This window comes from Pseudomonas sp. B3(2017) (genome assembly GCF_002113595.1).
Taxonomy (GTDB): Bacteria; Pseudomonadota; Gammaproteobacteria; order Pseudomonadales; family Pseudomonadaceae; genus Aquipseudomonas; species Aquipseudomonas ekonensis.
In genome coordinates this window covers 12,403-29,552 of record NZ_NEIU01000022.1, presented here as the reverse complement: position 1 = coordinate 29,552, position 17,150 = coordinate 12,403, and the positions used below count along the sequence as shown (strand labels likewise).

Genomic DNA, 17,150 nt, shown 5'->3' with positions numbered 1-17,150 from the left:
GCTTACTGCCCGGAGGTCTGGGCGAGTGGAAGAGGGGTGTCGTCGATCTGCACGGTTTCGCCGGGACGGGCGTGCTGCAAGCCTTCGACGATGATGCGGTCGCCCGGCTTGAGGCCGCCGGTGACGATCCAGCGGTCGTTCTGCACCGCGCCGAGCTGCACCGGCTGCTGTGCCACGCGCAGGTGGTCGTCGAGGGTCAGCACCTGGGCGATGCCGGCGCTGTCGCGTTGCACGGCCCGTTGCGGCACGGTGAGGCCTTCGCGGATGACCGCCTGCTCCAGGCGTACGCGCACGAAACTGCCGGGCAACAGATCCAGGTCCGGGTTGGGGAACTCGCTGCGCAGGATGATCTGGCCGGTGCCCGGATCGACGGTGATGTCGGCGAACAGCAGCTTGCCCGGCAACGGGTAGAGGCTGCCGTCGTCCTGGATCAGCGTGGCCTTGACCTGATCCTGGCCGACCTGCTGCAACTGGCCGGAGCGGAAGGCGCGGCGCAGTTCGTTGAGCTCGCGGGTCGACTGGGTGACGTCGGCGTGGATCGGGTTGAGCTGCTGGATCAGTGCCAGCGGCGTGGTTTCGTTCTGGCCGACCAGCGCGCCTTCGGTCACCAGCGCCCGGCCGATGCGTCCGGAGATCGGCGCGGTGACGGTGGCGTAACCCAGATTCAGCTTCGCCCGTTCGACGGCCGCCTTGTTGGCGGCGACCTCGGCGGCGGTCTGCCGTGCGTTGGCCCGGGCGTTGTCGTAGTCCTGGGCGCTGATGGCCTTGTCGCCTATCAACTGGGCGTAGCGCTGCTCTTGCAGCGAAGCCTGGAACGCATTGGCCTCGGCCTTGCGCAGCGCGGCTTCGGCACTGTCCAGGTCAGCCTTGAACGGGGCCGGGTCGATGCGGAACAGCACGTCGCCCTTTTTCACGTCGCTGCCTTCGCGGAAGGTGCGCTGCAGCACCACGCCGGCCACCCGCGCCCGCACTTCGGCGATGCGCGGCGCGGCGATGCGTCCGCTCAGCTCACTGCTCAGCGATAGGGGATGGGCCTTGAGGGTCTCGATCCGCACCGTGGCCGGCGGCGCCTGCTCTTCGCTGTCCGAGGACGCACCACAGGCGCCGAGCGCCAGCGCCGTTGCGATCAGGCCGAGCCCGGCCAGCAGTTTCTTCGACATGTACTACCCCCAATGTTGATGGGCGAATCCTACGGGTAGCGACCGCCGGCAGCGGTGAAGCTTTGTAGGCGCTGTGTGAAATTGTGTAAGGGTTTTAGTCAGGGACGGGTGAGGGCGTATATCCTTTATGCCTTGAATTCTTTTGTGACAGTCAGGCCGCCATCGCGAGCCGGCTCGCTCCTACAACGAACAAAACCTGTGGGAGCGAGCCTGCTCGCGATGGCGGTTGTCCGGTCGCCAGCACTTTCTGGAACACCCCATGCCCAACATCCTCCTGGTCGAAGACGACACCGCCCTCGCCGAACTGATTGCCAGCTACCTGGAGCGCAACGGTTATTCCGTCAGCGTGATCGGCCGCGGCGACCATGTGCGCGAGCGGGCGCGGCTCAGCCCGCCGGACCTGGTGATCCTCGACCTGATGCTGCCGGGCCTCGACGGCCTGCAGGTGTGCCGCCTGCTGCGCGCCGACTCGGCGACGCTGCCGATCCTGATGCTCACGGCCCGCGACGACAGCCACGATCAGGTGCTGGGCCTGGAGATGGGCGCCGACGACTACGTCACCAAACCCTGCGAGCCCCGGGTGCTGTTGGCCCGGGTGCGCACTTTACTGCGTCGCAGCAGCCTGGGCGAGCCGTTGACGGTCAACGACCGGATCGTCATGGGCAACCTGTGCATCGACCTGTCGGAGCGCACCGTGACCTGGCGCGGGCAGGCGGTGGAGCTGTCCAGCGGCGAATACAACCTGCTGGTAGTGCTGGCCCGCCACGCCGGCGAAGTGCTGAGCCGCGACCAGATCCTGCAGCGCCTGCGCGGCATCGAGTTCAACGGCACCGACCGTTCGGTGGACGTGGCCATCTCCAAGCTGCGGCGCAAGTTCGACGACCACGCCGGCGAGGCGCGCAAGATCAAGACGGTGTGGGGCAAGGGCTACCTGTTCAGCCGTTCCGAGTGGGAATGCTGAGCCGATGTTCAGAATCCTGTTCCGCCTCTATCTGGTGACGATCGTCTCGTTCAGCGCCGCGACCTATCTGATGCCGGACCTGGTGGTGATGGTCTTCCGTGATCGTTTCATCACCTACAACCTGGAATTCTCGCGGGGCTTGCAGTCGCTGATCACCAAGCAGTTCCGCGCTGCGCCGCCGGAGCGCTGGCCGGAGGTCGCGGCCTCGATGGACAAGGACTTCCAGCCGCTGCACATCGTGCTGGCGCGCATCGATGACGCCGATTTCACCGCGCCTGAGCGCGAGCGTCTGCTCAAGGGCGAAAACGTGGTGCGCATCGGCGATTGGGGCTGGCGCACCCTGGCGGTGACGCCGCTCAACGACGAGATGGCGGTGCGAATGGTGGTGCCGCCGGATCCGATGGACGTCAACCTGCTGTACTGGAGCATCAACGTGCTGATCGGCGCGACGATGCTGGCGTGCCTGCTGCTGTGGCTGCGCCCGCACTGGCGCGACCTGGAGCGCCTCAAGCGTACCGCCGAACGGTTCGGCAAGGGCCATCTGAGCGAGCGCACGCAGATCGCCCAAAGCTCGAACATCGGCAGCCTGGCCTACGTGTTCGACACCATGGCCAGCGATATCGAAAGCCTGCTCAACCAGCAGCGCGACCTGCTCAACGCGGTCTCCCATGAATTGCGCACGCCGCTGACCCGCCTGGACTTCGGCCTGGCGCTGGCGCTGTCCGACGACTTGCCGGCGGCCAGCCGCGAGCGCCTGCAAGGGCTGGTTGCGCACATCCGCGAGCTGGATGACCTGGTACTGGAGCTGTTGTCCTACAGCCGCCTGCAGAATCCGGCGAAGCTGCCGGAGCAGGTCGAGGTGTCGCTGGACGAGTTCATCGACAGCATCCTGGGCAGCGTCGATGACGAGCAGGAGTCCTCGGAGGTCGTCATCGACGTGCTGCTGCACGGTCAGCTTGAGCGCTTCACGCTGGATCCGCGCCTCACCGCCAGGGCCTTGCAGAACCTGCTGCGCAACGCCATGCGCTACTGCGAGAAGCGCATCCAGGTCGGCGTGCAGGTGTGCCCCAAGGGTTGCGAGATCTGGGTGGACGATGACGGCATCGGCATTCCGGACGACGAGCGCGAGCGGATCTTCGAGCCGTTCTACCGGCTCGACCGCAGTCGCGATCGGGCCACCGGCGGCTTTGGCCTGGGGCTGGCGATCAGCCGCCGGGCTCTGGAGGCCCAGGGCGGCACGCTGACCGTGGAGAGTTCTCCGCTGGGCGGGGCGCGGTTCCGGCTGTGCCTGCCGACCCCGGCCTGATGGCGGTGCCTGGGCCGAGGATCCCCCTGTGGGAGCCAGCCTGCTGGCGATAGCGTCAGTCCGGACACCACAGGCCCGGCGCAAGACAGTGGTTCCCACAGGGTAGGCGCACGGCGTAGATCCAATGTTTCAGGCAGGCCGCCATCGCCAGCAGGCTGGCTCCCACAGAGTATGTGCAAGGCTTAGATCCACTGTGGGAGCGGGCTTGCCCGCGAAGCCAGTCAGAGAAGGTCTTTGGACTGGATCAGGCCGACGCCCGCCACCTGCATCCGTTCGACCGCTGCGGCCAGCGAGCCGTTGTGGTCGATGGCCCGGCAGGCGTCCATCACCACGAAGGCATTGAAGCCGGCCGCCCGCGCATCCAGCGCGGTGAACATCACGCAGAAGTCCAGGGCCAGCCCGACCACGTAAACGGTGTCGACGCCGCGCTCCTTCAGGTAACCGGCCAGGCCCGTGACCGTGGCCCGGTCCGCCTCCAGAAACGCCGAATAGCTGTCGATGTCGGGATTGCAGCCCTTGCGGATGATCAACTGCGTGTGGGGCAGGTCCAGCCCCGGGTGAAACTCGGCCCCCGGCGAGCCCTGCACGCAATGGTCCGGCCAGAGGGTCTGCTCGCCGTACGGCAAGTGGACCACATCGTAAGGCCCGTGGCCGGGATGGCTTGAGGCAAACGACGCGTGGCCGGCCGGGTGCCAGTCCTGGGCGGCGATGACTTGCTTGAAGCGGGCGCCGAGACGGTTGACCAGCGGGACGATCAGGTCGCCTTCGGGTACCGGCAGCCGGCCGCCGGGAACGAAGTCGTTCTGGACGTCGATGACCAGCAATGCAGAGCGTGGTGAGATCGGCATAAACAGTGTTCCTCCCTGGATAATCACTTACCCAGCATAGCGGCCGCTTCGGTCAGGCGCCGAGCCGGTCCTTAAACATTTTCGCCAGCGCCTCCAGATCGGCGGGCGGATTGTGGCCGATCAGCATCCACGCGTGTTCGCGCTCCGTCCAGTACACCACGTTCAGGGTGTGGCGCCGCTCGTGGGCCAAGGGCCGGCTGCCGCTGTTGGAACGGATGACGCACAGCGCCAGCGGGCCATGGGCGGCGTCCAGCCAGGTCAGCTGGGCGATGGGCATGCCGTCGTATTCCAGCAGTTGCGCGCGCTTGAGCTCGGCGCCGGGCAGTTTCAGCTGCGCGGCGGTCAGGTTCAGGCCCAGCCGCGCGTCGACGGTGCGCAACTGGGCGCGTTGGGAGGCTTCGTCGGTGGGCAGATGTTCGAGGGTCTGCGGCACGTACAGCGCCATGTAGTCGCCGACCATCGCCCGCCAGTTGTGCGGCTGCCGCGCCTGCCAGCCGAGGAACAGGCGGTCGGCCGCCACGCCGCCCAGCGCGAGGGCGGCCGCGGCGGCACCGATGAACCAGCGCCGGCTGATGCCGGGGCGGGCCGGGGAGGGGGCGGCGTCCAGCCGGGCTTGCAGGCGATCCAGCGGCGCCTGCCGGGCCAGTTCGTCGTAGGCGTCCCGGAACGGCAGGTTGCTGCGGGCCAGCCATTGCACGCGCAGGCTCAGCAGCGGGTCGTCGGTGATGGCAGTGTCCAGCAGGTCGCGTTGTTCTCGGTCGATCTCGTCGTCCAGGTACGCCACCAGTTGCTCGTCTGAAGGCGTGTTCATTGGCGGTCTCCTGCGGGGGTGTTCGGCACCGCTTGCAGCGGCGGGTATTCGGCCAGTTTCAGGCGTGCGGTGGCCAGGCGGCTCATGACCGTGCCGATGGGCACCTGCAGGATCTCGGCGACTTCGCGGTAGGACAGCCCTTCGACATAGGCCAGGTAGACGGTTTCGCGTTGGGTCTCGGGCAGCGCATCGACCCGGCGGATCACCTGCGCGGCCATCACGTGGGTCTGGGCGGCGTATTCGCCGTCGAACGCCAGTTGGCCGTCGGCGTCGCAGGTGCCCTGGCCCTGGCGCACCCGGCGGGCGCGCACTTCATTGAGCCAGATCGAATGCAGGATGCTCAGCAGCCAGCGGTCCATGCGCGTGCCGGCCACGTATTGGCCGGAACGCTCCAGGGCGCGCACGCAGGTGGCCTGCACCAGATCCTCGGCCACGTGGCGGTTGCGCGACAGCAGCAGGCCGTAGCGCCACAAGCGCGCCAGGTGTTGCCCCAGTTCGGCTCTGAATGCCTGTTCGCTGAAAATGATCGCCTCCGCGTGTCGTGTCAGGTTTTCGATGAATCGTTGATGGCTTCGGCCAGGTCGCGGTACTCCTCGCAGGCCGTGCCGCAGATCGCCTTGATCTGTTGCAGCTGTTCCTGCGCCAGGTCGATGCGGCCCTTCACCACGTAGGCTTCGCCCAGGTACTCGCGCACTTGCGCGTACTGCGGATCCAGCTTCACCGATTGCAGGTAATAGCCGATGCCTTCGTCGGTGCGCCCCAGTTTGCGGGTGGCGTAGCCGCGGTAATTCAGGGCCTTGGCGGTGTTCGGCTGCCGCAGGGTGTCGAGCAGCGCCAGGGCCTCTTCATAGCGGCCGGCCTTGGCCAGCCGGTAGGCGTAGTCGGTGCGGTCGGCGTCCGGCAGCAGGTGGCTGGTCTGCATGACGCACTTCTGCGACTTGCTGTCGTACACCTGGCCTTTGGGGCAGTTCGGTGCCTTGACCGGCTCGTCCTCATCGCCATGGGCGAGGGCCAGGGGGCTGGCCAGAACGGCGGCCATCAGCAACGGGGCGGCGAACATAACGGAACGGATAGTCATGGGCAAGGCTCCACTGTGGGTCACGTTTCACTTTGAACACCCCAGGGTGAATTTTTATTCATCGCTTTGTCAGGGTTCGTTCAAGGTAAGCCCAATTCCGGACGCTATGCTCGTCGGCGTCCGTCGTCTTTTTGGAGTGCGCCATGAAAGATCAGGTCCATCACTCAGCCACCGCCGGCTACAAGAGCGCCGCCGACCTATACGTCAAAGGCCGTCCGGACTACCCGCCCCAAGTGGGGGACTGGCTGAGCGACACGCTCGGGCTCGACGGCCACAAGACGGTGATCGACCTCGGCGCCGGCACCGGCAAGTTCACCGGCCGGCTGCTGGCGACCGGTGCCCAGGTGATCGCTGTGGAACCGGTGGCGCAGATGCTCGACCGGCTCGCCGTCACCTGGCCCAAGGCCTTGGCGGTCAGCGGCACGGCGACCGACCTGCCGTTGCCGGACGCCTCGGTGGACGCGGTGGTCTGCGCCCAGGCGTTCCACTGGTTCGCCACCGCCGAGGCGCTGGACGAAATCGCCCGGGTGCTCAAGCCCGGGGGGCGGCTCGGTCTGATCTGGAACCTGCGCGACACGCAAGTGAGCTGGGTGCCGAAGCTCGACGCCATCGTCAACGCGCTGGAGGGCGACACCCCGCGCTACTACACCGGCGCCTGGCGCCAGGCGTTTCCGCATCCGGCGTTCGGGCCGTTGCAGGTGCAGCGGTTTCACCATGGCCATACCGGCTCGCCGGAGGACGTGATCTTCAACCGGGTGCGCTCCACCAGTTTCATCGCCGCGCTGCCGGCGGCGCAGCGGGCGAAGGTCGATGAGCGGATCCGCGCGCTGATCCTCTCCGAGCCCGAGCTGCGGGGCCGGGATGTGGTGACGGTGCCTTATGAGACGGCGGCGTTTGTGGCGGTGAAGGGCAGCTGAACCTGTAGGGGCCAGCCTGCCGGCGATGGCGTCAGCCCAGCCTCCACAGGGCGCAACCCTGTGGCGCGCTCACCGACCTTATCGCCAGCAGGCTGGCTCCCACAGGGTTCGGGGCGAGGCCGGGTCAGTCCCGCTTTTGGCCGAACCGCTGCCTTACTGCGGGTCAAGGTGCCTTGTTATAGTGCGGGCCTCATTCAATGCCCGGTAAAGGATTTCTGCCATGACCCAATACACCGCCTTCAGCGTCGAACTGGCCGACAACGTCGCCCATGTGCAGATCAACCGTCCGGAGAAGATCAACTCGATGAACGCTGCGTTCTGGAGCGAGATCGTCGAGGTGTTCCAGTGGATCGACGACACCGACGCAGTGCGGGCGGTGGTGCTCAGCGGTGCCGGCAAGCATTTTTCCTCCGGCATCGACCTGATGATGCTGGCCGGCGTGGCCAACGAACTGGGCAAGGACGTCGGCCGCAACGCGCGCGTGCTGCGGCGCAAGATCCTCACCCTGCAAGCCTCGTTCAATGCCGTGGACAATTGCCGCAAACCGGTGCTGGCGGCGATCCAGGGCTATTGCCTGGGCGGGGCCATCGACCTGATCGCCGCGTGCGACATGCGTTACGCCGCCGAGGACGCGCAATTCTCGATCAAGGAAATCGACATCGGCATGGCCGCCGACGTCGGCACCCTGCAACGGTTGCCACGGATCGTCGGCGACGGCATGCTGCGTGAGCTGGCCTACACCGGCCGTACCTTCGGCGCCGAGGAGGCGCGCAGCATCGGCCTGGTCAACCGCGTCTACGGCGACAAGGACAGCCTGATCGAAGGCGTGTTGGACATCGCCCGGGAGATCGCCGCCAAGTCGCCGATCGCGGTCGCCGGCACCAAGGCCATGATCAGCTACATGCGCGACCATGGCATCGACGACGGCCTCGAGTACGTTGCCACCTGGAACGCCGCCATGCTGCAATCCACCGACTTGCGCGTGGCCATGGCCGCCCACATGAGCAAACAGAAACCCGAATTTCTGGATTGAGAAACCATGACATCTCGCTGGACCACTGCAGTACTGGACACCGACCAACCCGGCGGCTGGGCCGTGGCGCGCAGCCCCGAGGGCTTTCTGTTCGACGACAACGGCGCGCTGTTCCCCCGGGAATGGCTCAAGCGCCAGGACCTGGCGATCCTCGCCGAACACGGCATCGGCCACCTCGACGGCGAGCCGGTGTACCTGCTGGAACTGCGCAGCCACAGCGAGGTGCCGGGCTGCGGCTGGAAGGGCTTGCGCGCGTTCATGCTCGACGGTGACCACACCGTCTACAAGGTGCTGGGCTATGCGGCGCAGATCGGCACCTGGGCCCGCGAACACCGGTTCTGCGGCAACTGCGGTCAGGCCATGACCCAGGTGCCGCGGGAGCGGGCGATGTACTGCCAGCCGTGCGACCTGCGCAGCTATCCGCGCATTTCGCCGAGCATGATCGTGCTGGTGACCCGGGGCGATGAAGTGCTGCTGGCGCGCTCGCCGCGTTTCGTCACCGGGGTCTACAGCACGCTGGCCGGGTTCGCCGAGCCGGGGGAGTCGGCCGAGGATTGCCTGATTCGCGAAGTGCGTGAGGAAGTCAGCATCGAAGTGAAGAACATTCAGTACATGGGCAGCCAGTGCTGGCCGTTCCCGCATTCGATGATGCTGGGCTTTCATGCCGAATATGCCGGCGGGGAGATTGTCTGCCAGGAAGACGAAATCGAAGACGCCCAGTGGTTCAACGTGCACGATCTGCCGCCGTTGCCGGCGTCGAAATCGATTGCACGTTACCTGATCGACGTCTACGTGGCCCGCCGCTTAGGCCACGCTGAACCAGTGCTGCCAGGCTAGCCGTACGGTCAGCCCCAGCACCACGGTGATGAACACCGGACGGATGAACTTGGCGCCGCCGCTGATCGCGGTGCGCGCCCCGAAGAACGCGCCGACCATCACCGACAGGCCCATGCACAGGCCGATGATCCAGTCCACCTGCCCCGAGAACACGAACACCGCCAGCGCCGCGACGTTGCTGACGAAGTTCATGCTGCGCGCCACACCGCTGGCCTTGACCAGGTCGATGGGGTAGAGCAGCAGGCTGCTGACCGTCCAGAACGCGCCGGTGCCGGGGCCGGCCACGCCGTCGTAAAAGCCCAGGCTGAAGCCTTGCGGGCCTTGCCAGGTCTTCTTGATCGGCGCGTCGCTGTCCAGCGGCGCCTTCGGCGTGCCGCCGAACAGCAGGTACAGGCCGCAGGCGAACACGATCACCGGCAGCATTTTGTTCAGCCACTCCGCCGGCAGGTAGTGGGCGACGATGGCGCCGGTCAGTGCGCCGACCAGGGTGCCGACGATCGCGTGCATCCATTGCCTTGGGTGGAACAGCTTGCGCCGGTAGAAGGTGAAGCTGGCGGTGGCCGAGCCGAAGGTCGAGCTCAGCTTGTTGGTGCCCAGCACCAGGTGCGGCGGCAGGCCGGCGGTGAGCAGGGCCGGGGTGGTCAACAGGCCGCCGCCGCCGGCGATGGCGTCGATGAAACCGGCAATGAACGCGACGAGGGCCAGGATGGCCAGGGTGGTGAGGTCAACGCTGAGATCGAAGGGCATGGAATCGGCTTATTCGGCAGGGCGCAGACGGGCTGCAGGGACGGGCGGTCATGTTACTCATTTCCGGATGTTGCGGCGACCCGTCTGACGCTATCGCGGGCAAGCCCGCTCCCACAGGTTCTGCGGTGACCACCGATTCCGAACACCCCCGACCCCTTGTGGGAGCCAGCCTGCTGGCGATGGCGGTGGAGCAGTCGACATAGATGTCGGCAGTGCCGGCCATCGCTTGCAGGCAAGCGCCTACAGGTTTTGCGGGTTAGGCGCCGCGTCGCTGCGCCAGGCTGTGTTCCATCCGGGCAATGCCTTCTTCGAGCATCGAGCGTGGGCAGCCGAAGTTCAGGCGCACGAACGGTTGGCTGTGGTCGCCGAAATCCGAACCGGCGCTCAGGCCGACCTTGGCGTGTTCGAGGAAGAACCGCTGCGGGTCGCCCAGGTCCAGCGCCGAGCAGTCGAGCCAGGCGAGGTAAGTGCCTTGCGGCACGTTGATCGAGATGTCCGGCAGACGGCTGCGCACTGCCTCGACCAGGTAATCGCGGTTGGCCTGCAGATACTGTTTCAGCGCCTTGAGCCACGGCCCGGCCTCGCTGTAGGCCACGCGGGTGGCTTCCATGCCCAGCGGGTTGACGCTGTCGACCATGCCGCAGCGGGCGTGGTTGACCCGCTCGCGCAGGGCGGCGTCCTGGATGATCATGAACGAGGTCTTGAGGCCGGCGATGTTGTAGGCCTTGCTGGCCGACATCAGGGTGATGGTGCGCTTGGCGATGTCGGCGCCCAGGGACGCGGTCGGAATGTGCACGCGGCCGTCGTAGCACAGCTCGGCGTGGATCTCGTCGGAGATGATCCAGGCGTCCTGCTGCACGCAGAGGTCGGCCACCGCTTGCAGCTCTTCGCGGCCGAACACCTTGCCGATCGGGTTGTGCGGGTTGCTCAGCAGCAGCGCGCCGCCGCCTTCGAGGGACTGGCGCAGGGCGTCCAGCGGGGTGGCGTAGGTGCCGTCGTCCTGCGCGAGGAATTCCAGTTCGACCTTGTTCAGGCCCCAGTGGCCCGGCGCGTGGCGCAGCGGCGGGTAGTTCGGGGTCTGCACCACGACGTTCTGCTGCGGCTGCACCAGCGCCTTGAGCGCCATGTTGAAGCCCGACTCCACGCCCGGCAGGAACACCAGCTCCTGGGGCTGCACGCGCCAGGCGTACTTGGCCCACAGGTCGGCGACGATGGCCTGGCGCAGGTTGTCCTGGGCCACGCTGTAGCCCACCAGCGGGTGCAGCAGGCGTTGCTGCAACGCTTCGATGACCACCGGCGGCGCGGCGAAATCCATGTCAGCGACCCACATCGGCAGCACGTCGGCCGCATAGCGGCTCCATTTGGTGCTGCCGGTGTCGTGGCGGTCGAATACCTGATCAAAATCGAAAGTCATGCGGGGTCTCGTGAAGGCGGGGTCGTTGATGGGCGCCATGATAAGCCACTGCCTGCCCTTGCGCGACCGGGCGGTCATCGCGGTGTGCCAGGCAGGCCGCCATCGCCAGCAGGCTGGCTCCCACAAAGGCATCGGCAGACGACCGTGTGTTCCGGGGTGCACATACATTCCCCTGTGGGAGCCAGCCTGCTGGCGATGGCGTCAGTCCGGACATCACCGGCCCAGGGCAGGGCAGTCGCTCCCACAAGGGGAATCGGCGAATGACCGCGTGCCACCGACGGTCGGTTGGCGCGCCGGCCGTCGGTTCGTTGGCTAGAGTGAAAGGATCGGCAGTGCGTCTGCCGCAACCGTGATTGTCCAGAACAGCCCGGCAACGCACCGGGTTCCACCTGATCAGGAGTGCACGATGGATCTCAGCCGTCGTCAGTTCTTCAAGGTCGCCGGCATCGGCCTTGCAGGCTCTAGCCTGGGCGCGTTGGGCATGGCCCCGACGCCGGCCTTCGCCGAGCAGGTGCGCCACTTCAAGCTCGCCCACACCCATGAGACCCGCAACACCTGTCCGTACTGCTCGGTCGGGTGCGGGCTGATCATGTACAGCCAGGGCGACGCCGGCAAGAACGTGGCGCAGAACATCATCCACATCGAGGGCGACGCCGACCACCCGGTCAACCGCGGCACCCTGTGCCCCAAAGGCGCCGGCCTGCTGGACTTCATCCACAGTCCGGGCCGCCTGCAATACCCGCAGGTGCGCAAGCCGGGCTCCAACGAGTGGACGCGGATTTCCTGGGACGAAGCGCTGGACCGCGTCGCCGACCTGATGAAGGCCGACCGCGACGCCAACTTCACCGAGCGCAACGCCCAGGGCCAGACGGTGAACCGCTGGCTCACCACCGGGTTCCTCGCGGCGTCGGCGGCGTCCAACGAAGCGGGCTACATCACCCATAAGGTGGTGCGCAGCCTCGGCATGCTGGGGTTCGATAACCAAGCGCGTGTCTGACACGGCCCGACGGTGGCAAGTCTTGCCCCGACGTACGGCCGTGGAGCCATGACCAACACCTGGACCGACATCGCCAACGCGAACCTGATCCTGGTGATGGGCGGCAACTCCGCCGAAGCGCATCCGTGCGGCTTCAAATGGGTGACCGAAGCCAAGGCGCACAACGCTGCGCGGCTGATCGTGGTCGACCCCAGGTTCACCCGCACCGCATCGGTGGCCGACTACTACGCGCCGATCCGCACGGGAACCGACATCGCCTTCATGGGCGGGCTGATCAATTACCTGCTGACCGAGGACAAGATCCAGCACGAATACGTGCGCAACTACACCGACCTGTCCTTCATCGTGAAGGCCGGCTTCGGCTTCGAGGACGGCCTGTTCACCGGCTACGACGCGGCCAAGCGCAGCTACACCGACAAGTCCACCTGGGGCTACGAACTGGGCGAGGACGGTTTCGCCAAGGTCGACCCGACATTGCAGGACCCGCGCTGCGTCTATCAATTGATGAAGGGCCACTACAGCCGCTACACCATCGACCTGGCCAGCCAGATCTGCGGCATGCCGGTCGAGGCCATGAAGAAGATCTGGGAGGAGATCGCCACCTGCTCGCAACCGGGCAAGACCATGACGATCCTGTACGCGCTGGGCTGGACGCAGCACTCCATCGGCTCACAGATCATCCGCAGCGCGGCGATGGTGCAGCTGCTGCTGGGCAACGTCGGCATGCCGGGCGGCGGGGTCAACGCCTTGCGCGGGCACTCCAACATCCAGGGCCTGACCGATCTGGGCCTGCTGTCCAACTCGCTGCCGGGCTACCTGACCCTGCCGCTGGACGCCGAGCAGGACTACGACGCCTTCATCGCCAAACGCACACAGAAACCGCTGCGGCCGGGGCAGCTGTCCTACTGGCAGAACTACAGCAAGTTCCACGTCAGCCTGATGAAGGCCTGGTACGGCGCCAACGCCACTGCCGAGAACCAGTGGGGCTACAGCTACCTGCCCAAGCTCGACATCCCCAACTACGACATCCTCAAGGTCTTCGACCTGATGGGCCAGGGCAAGGTCAACGGCTACATGTGCCAAGGCTTCAACCCGATCGCCGCGCTGCCCGACAAGAACCGGGTGATGAAAGCGCTCGCGCGGCTCAAGTGGCTGGTGGTGATGGACCCGCTGGCCACCGAGACCTCGCAGTTCTGGGAGAACGTCGGCCCCTACAACGACGTGAAGACCGCCGACATCCAGACCGAGGTCATCCGCCTGCCCACCACGTGCTTCGCCGAGGAGGACGGGTCGCTGGTCAACAGCAGCCGCTGGCTGCAATGGCACTGGAAAGGCGCCGACGGACCGGGCGAGGCGCGCACCGACGTGCAGATCATGAGCGGGCTGTTCCTGCGCCTGCGCCAGCGCTATCAGGCCGAGGGCGGCGCCTGGGCCGAGCCGATCCTGAAGCTGTCGTGGCCGTACAAGATTGCCGACGAGCCGTCGCCGGAGGAAATCGCCAAGGAGGTCAACGGCTACGCCACCACCGACTTCACCGATGCCAGCGGCCTGGCGGTCAAGGCCAACGCGCAATTGGCGGCCTTCGCCCAGCTCAAGGATGACGGCAGCACCGCGTCCGGCTGCTGGATCTTCTGCGGCAGTTGGACGGAGGCCGGCAACCAGATGGCCCGGCGCGACAACAACGACCCTTACGGCATGCACCAGCATCAGGGCTGGGCGTGGGCATGGCCGGCCAACCGGCGGATCCTCTACAACCGCGCCTCGGCCGACCCCCAAGGCAAGCCGTGGGATCCGAAGAAACGCCTGGTGTGGTGGAACGGCAAGGCTTGGGGCGGCACCGACGTGCCGGACTACAAGGCCGACGTCCCGCCGGAAGCGGGGATGAATCCGTTCATCATGAACCCCGAGGGCGTGGCGCGGTTCTTCGCCGTCGACAAGATGAACGAAGGGCCGTTCCCCGAGCACTACGAGCCGTTCGAGACGCCGATCGGCATCAACCCGCTGCACCCGCAGAACAAGAACGCCACCAGCAACCCGGCGGCGCGGATCTTCGATTCGGTGTGGGACAGCCTCGGCCAGGCCAAGGACTTCCCGTACGCTGCCACCAGCTACCGGCTCACCGAGCATTTCCACTTCTGGAGCAAGCACTGCCGCTTGAACGCCATCGTCCAGCCGGAACAGTTCGTGGAGATCGGCGAGGTGCTGGCCAAAGAGAAGGGCATCGTCGCCGGCGACCGGGTGCGGGTCAGCAGCAAGCGCGGGTTCATCGAGGCGGTGGCGGTGGTCACCAAACGGATCCGGCCGCTGCAGGTCAACAACCAGGTGGTGCACCAGATCGGCATTCCGCTGCACTGGGGCTTCACGGGCCTTACGCGGCACGGCTACCTGACCAACACGCTGGTGCCGTTCCTCGGCGACGGCAACACCCAGACCCCGGAATCCAAGTCGTTCCTGGTCAACGTGGAGAAACTGTAAATGGCCAGCCAAGACATCATCGCCCGCTCGGCCACCACCACGCCGGCGCCGTCGGTGCGCGGTCAGCAAGAGGTCGCCAAGCTGATCGACACCACCAAGTGCATCGGCTGCAAGGCCTGCCAGGTCGCGTGCTCGGAATGGAACGAGCTGCGCGACGAGGTGGGCCACAACCACGGCACCTACGACAACCCGCAGGATCTGACCGCCGACTCGTGGACGCTGATGCGCTTCACCGAGCACGAGACCGACGCCGGCAACCTGGAATGGCTGATCCGCAAGGACGGCTGCATGCACTGCGCCGAACCCGGCTGCCTGGCGGCGTGCCCGAGCCCCGGCGCGATCATCAAGCACGCCAACGGCATCGTCGATTTCGATCAGGACCACTGCATCGGCTGCGGCTACTGCATCACCGGTTGCCCGTTCAACATCCCGCGCATCTCCCAGAAGGACCACAAGGCCTACAAGTGCACCCTGTGCTCGGACCGGGTGGCCGTGGGCCTGGAGCCGGCCTGCGTGAAGACCTGCCCGACCGGTGCCATCGTGTTCGGCAGCAAGGAAGACATGAAGGTCCACGCCGCCGAACGCGTCGTCGACCTCAAGAGCCGCGGCTTCGGCCAGGCCGGCCTGTATGACCCCGAAGGCGTCGGCGGCACCCACGTGATGTATGTGCTGCACCACGCCGACACGCCACGGCTGTACGCAGGCCTGCCGGACGCGCCGGCGATCAGCCCGCTGGTGGGCCTGTGGAAAGGCATCAGCAAGCCGCTGGGACTGCTGGCGATGGGCGCGGCGGTGCTGGCCGGGTTCTTCCATTACGTGCGCGTCGGGCCCAACCGCACGGAAGAGGATGAGCATCCGCAGCCGCCGGACACCTCGGTGCATGTCGTCGATCCGGCGGTGCACACCTTCGACCCCCGCGGGGAGGGCAGGCCATGAGCGACAAACCGATCCTGCGCTACACCGCCAACCAGCGCACCAATCACTGGCTGGTGGCGATCCTGTTTTTCATGGCCGGGCTGTCGGGGCTGGCGCTGTTCCACCCGGCGCTGTTCTGGCTGACGAACCTGTTCGGCGGCGGGCCGTGGACGCGGATCCTGCACCCGTTCATGGGCGTGCTGATGTTCGTGTTCTTCATGGGGCTGGTGTTCCGCTTTTGGCGCTCGAACTTCTTCATCGACAACGACTGGAAGTGGCTGCGGCGCATCGACCGGGTGCTGGTCAACGACGAGGAGACCGTGCCGCCGGTGGGCAAGTACAACGCCGGGCAGAAACTGCTGTTCTGGACTTTACTGCTGTGCATGCTGGCGTTGCTGTTCACGGGGCTGGTGATCTGGCGGGCGTACTTCAGCCACTGGTTCGGCATCACCACGATCCGCTGGGCCATGCTGCTGCACGCGCTGGCCGGGTTCGTGCTGATCCTGAGCATCATCGTGCACATCTACGCCGGGATCTGGATCAAGGGCTCGGTGGACGCGATGATGCACGGCCGCGTCAGCCGCGCCTGGGCCCGCAAGCACCACGCGCTGTGGGCTCGCGAGGTGGAAGGCGAGCCTGCGCCGAAACCGCCGATCACCAAGAAGGGCTGACCGTTGCCGACCATTCTGGAACCTGGGGAAATCGAAGCGGCGGCCGGTTCGCCGCCGTTCCTGCATTTGCCGCCGCACGATCTGTTCACCTTGCGGGCCCTGCGGCTGGAGCATCTCGCCGAGGGGCATCCGCTGGCCGCGTACCTGCGCCTGATCGCCGGCCTGTGCCGGGTGCAGCAGCAGGTGCTGGACGATCCGCCGCTGGCGGTGTCGCCCGATGCGCAGCGGCTGGAGACGTGCCACCAGCACGGTTTGCCGCCGTTCGCCGCCGACACATTGATCCGCGAGGACGCCTGGCAGGCTTACCTGGACGCTTTGCTGCAACGCTATGACGCACCCGAACAAGCGGCGGTGGTCGAGTCCGTGGCCACCTTGCGCACGGCCAGCCCCGGCCAGCGCCGCGCCTGGGCGGTAGCGCTGGTCAGCGGCCAGTATTCGCTGGTGCCGGCGGCGCTGGTGCCGTTTCTCGGCGCGGCCCTGCAAGCGGCGTGGAGCCACTGGCTGCTCAGCGTGCCGAACCTGCGGCTCACCCCCGGCGACAGCCTCAGCCAATGCCCGGCCTGTGGATCGCCGGCCATGGCCGGGGTGATCCGCCACCGCGGCAAGCACAACGGCCTGCGTTACCTGGTGTGTTCGCTGTGCGCCTGCGAATGGCACGTGGTGCGGGTCAAGTGCGTGTACTGCGAGCAGAGCAAAGGCCTGGAATACATGAGCCTGGCGGACGACCGCCACACGGCGGAGCGGGCGCCGCTGCGGGCGGAGGTGTGCCCCACCTGCAACACCTACCTCAAGTTGGTCTACCTGGAGAACGACCCCGACGCCGAAGCGCTGTCGGCGGACCTGACCAGCCTGCTGCTGGACATGCGCCTGGCCCAGGACGGCCATCAACGGCTGGCGCCGAATCTGCTGCTGGCCCCCGGAGACGAATGACGGCAGCGTCTACACTCAGGCCCGACGATCTGTTGATTTCGGGAGAGCCG

General features: G+C 66.6%; 16 protein-coding genes. 9 read left to right on the top strand and 7 right to left on the bottom strand.

Features of this window, described 5'->3' with window-relative positions:
* Positions 1–2 precede the first annotated feature (2 nt).
* A complete protein-coding gene (locus CAG33_RS24575; RefSeq protein WP_085583843.1) occupies positions 3–1,160 on the bottom strand; it encodes an efflux RND transporter periplasmic adaptor subunit in 1,158 nt (385 codons plus the stop codon).
* Between the two features lie 259 nt (positions 1,161–1,419).
* Here CAG33_RS24575 and CAG33_RS24570 point away from each other — a divergent pair, with 259 nt between their 5' ends.
* Together CAG33_RS24570 and CAG33_RS24565 are read left to right on the top strand one after the other, a co-directional pair.
* The gene (locus CAG33_RS24570; protein ID WP_085583841.1) at positions 1,420–2,121 is read left to right on the top strand and encodes a response regulator transcription factor; all 702 of its coding nucleotides are present in this window, start codon (positions 1,420–1,422) and stop codon (positions 2,119–2,121) included.
* Positions 2,122–2,125: 4 nt separating this feature from the next.
* Positions 2,126–3,427, top strand: a complete 1,302-nt coding sequence (locus CAG33_RS24565) for an ATP-binding protein (protein WP_085583839.1) — start codon at positions 2,126–2,128, stop codon at positions 3,425–3,427.
* Between the two features lie 221 nt (positions 3,428–3,648).
* On the opposite strand, the gene pncA is transcribed toward CAG33_RS24565, so the two are convergent.
* The 4 genes from pncA to CAG33_RS24545 all read right to left on the bottom strand — a co-directional run bounded on the left by pncA (position 3,649) and on the right by CAG33_RS24545 (position 6,164).
* Positions 3,649–4,275, bottom strand: coding sequence for a bifunctional nicotinamidase/pyrazinamidase (pncA, locus tag CAG33_RS24560; protein ID WP_085633713.1), 627 nt, complete (start codon positions 4,273–4,275; stop codon positions 3,649–3,651).
* Between the two features lie 52 nt (positions 4,276–4,327).
* Positions 4,328–5,086: an anti-sigma factor gene (locus CAG33_RS24555; RefSeq protein ID WP_085583835.1), complete on the bottom strand. Its 759-nt coding sequence runs from the start codon at positions 5,084–5,086 to the stop codon at positions 4,328–4,330.
* Entirely contained in the window at positions 5,083–5,568 is a 486-nt protein-coding gene (locus tag CAG33_RS24550; RefSeq protein ID WP_085583833.1) for a sigma-70 family RNA polymerase sigma factor, read from the bottom strand. Before CAG33_RS24550 ends, CAG33_RS24555 begins: the two co-directional genes overlap by 4 nt.
* Before the next feature lie 62 nt (positions 5,569–5,630).
* Complete coding sequence (locus CAG33_RS24545) at positions 5,631–6,164, bottom strand: tetratricopeptide repeat protein (protein ID WP_085583831.1); 534 nt, start codon at positions 6,162–6,164, stop codon at positions 5,631–5,633.
* Between the two features lie 143 nt (positions 6,165–6,307).
* On the opposite strand from CAG33_RS24545, the gene CAG33_RS24540 reads away from it, so the two are divergent.
* The 3 genes from CAG33_RS24540 to nudC all read left to right on the top strand — a co-directional run bounded on the left by CAG33_RS24540 (position 6,308) and on the right by nudC (position 8,951).
* Positions 6,308–7,081 (top strand): class I SAM-dependent methyltransferase, encoded by a 774-nt coding sequence (locus tag CAG33_RS24540; protein ID WP_085640862.1) that lies wholly within the window; start codon positions 6,308–6,310, stop codon positions 7,079–7,081.
* A gap of 220 nt (positions 7,082–7,301) precedes the next feature.
* Positions 7,302–8,114 (top strand): crotonase/enoyl-CoA hydratase family protein, encoded by an 813-nt coding sequence (locus tag CAG33_RS24535; RefSeq protein ID WP_085640860.1) that lies wholly within the window; start codon positions 7,302–7,304, stop codon positions 8,112–8,114.
* A 6-nt stretch (positions 8,115–8,120) separates the two neighbouring features.
* Positions 8,121–8,951: an NAD(+) diphosphatase gene (gene nudC / locus CAG33_RS24530; RefSeq protein WP_085634133.1), complete on the top strand. Its 831-nt coding sequence runs from the start codon at positions 8,121–8,123 to the stop codon at positions 8,949–8,951.
* On the opposite strand, the gene CAG33_RS24525 is transcribed toward nudC, so the two are convergent.
* Positions 8,919–9,698 carry a TSUP family transporter gene (locus CAG33_RS24525; RefSeq protein ID WP_085583823.1) on the bottom strand — a complete coding sequence of 260 codons (780 nt, stop codon included), beginning with the start codon at positions 9,696–9,698 and terminating at the stop codon, positions 8,919–8,921. The genes nudC and CAG33_RS24525 overlap by 33 nt on opposite strands.
* 256 nt (positions 9,699–9,954) lie before the next feature.
* A complete protein-coding gene (locus CAG33_RS24520; protein ID WP_085640858.1) occupies positions 9,955–11,112 on the bottom strand; it encodes a MalY/PatB family protein in 1,158 nt (385 codons plus the stop codon).
* 406 nt (positions 11,113–11,518) lie between these two features.
* Between CAG33_RS24520 and fdnG the strand changes: the two genes are divergently transcribed.
* From fdnG to fdhE, 4 genes are read left to right on the top strand one after another with little or no spacing between them, the layout of a single operon-like run.
* Positions 11,519–14,584 (top strand): formate dehydrogenase-N subunit alpha, encoded by a 3,066-nt coding sequence (gene fdnG / locus CAG33_RS24510; protein WP_139833034.1) that lies wholly within the window; start codon positions 11,519–11,521, stop codon positions 14,582–14,584.
* Positions 14,585–15,520: a formate dehydrogenase subunit beta gene (gene fdxH / locus CAG33_RS24505; protein WP_085583815.1), complete on the top strand. Its 936-nt coding sequence runs from the start codon at positions 14,585–14,587 to the stop codon at positions 15,518–15,520. It begins immediately after the preceding gene.
* A complete protein-coding gene (locus CAG33_RS24500) occupies positions 15,517–16,170 on the top strand; it encodes a formate dehydrogenase subunit gamma (protein ID WP_085583813.1) in 654 nt (217 codons plus the stop codon). The genes fdxH and CAG33_RS24500 overlap by 4 nt, the downstream gene beginning before the upstream one ends.
* Before the next feature lie 3 nt (positions 16,171–16,173).
* On the top strand, positions 16,174–17,100 hold the full coding sequence (gene fdhE, locus CAG33_RS24495; protein WP_085640856.1) for a formate dehydrogenase accessory protein FdhE: 927 nt from the start codon (positions 16,174–16,176) through the stop codon (positions 17,098–17,100).
* The last annotated feature ends 50 nt before the right edge of the window (positions 17,101–17,150 follow it).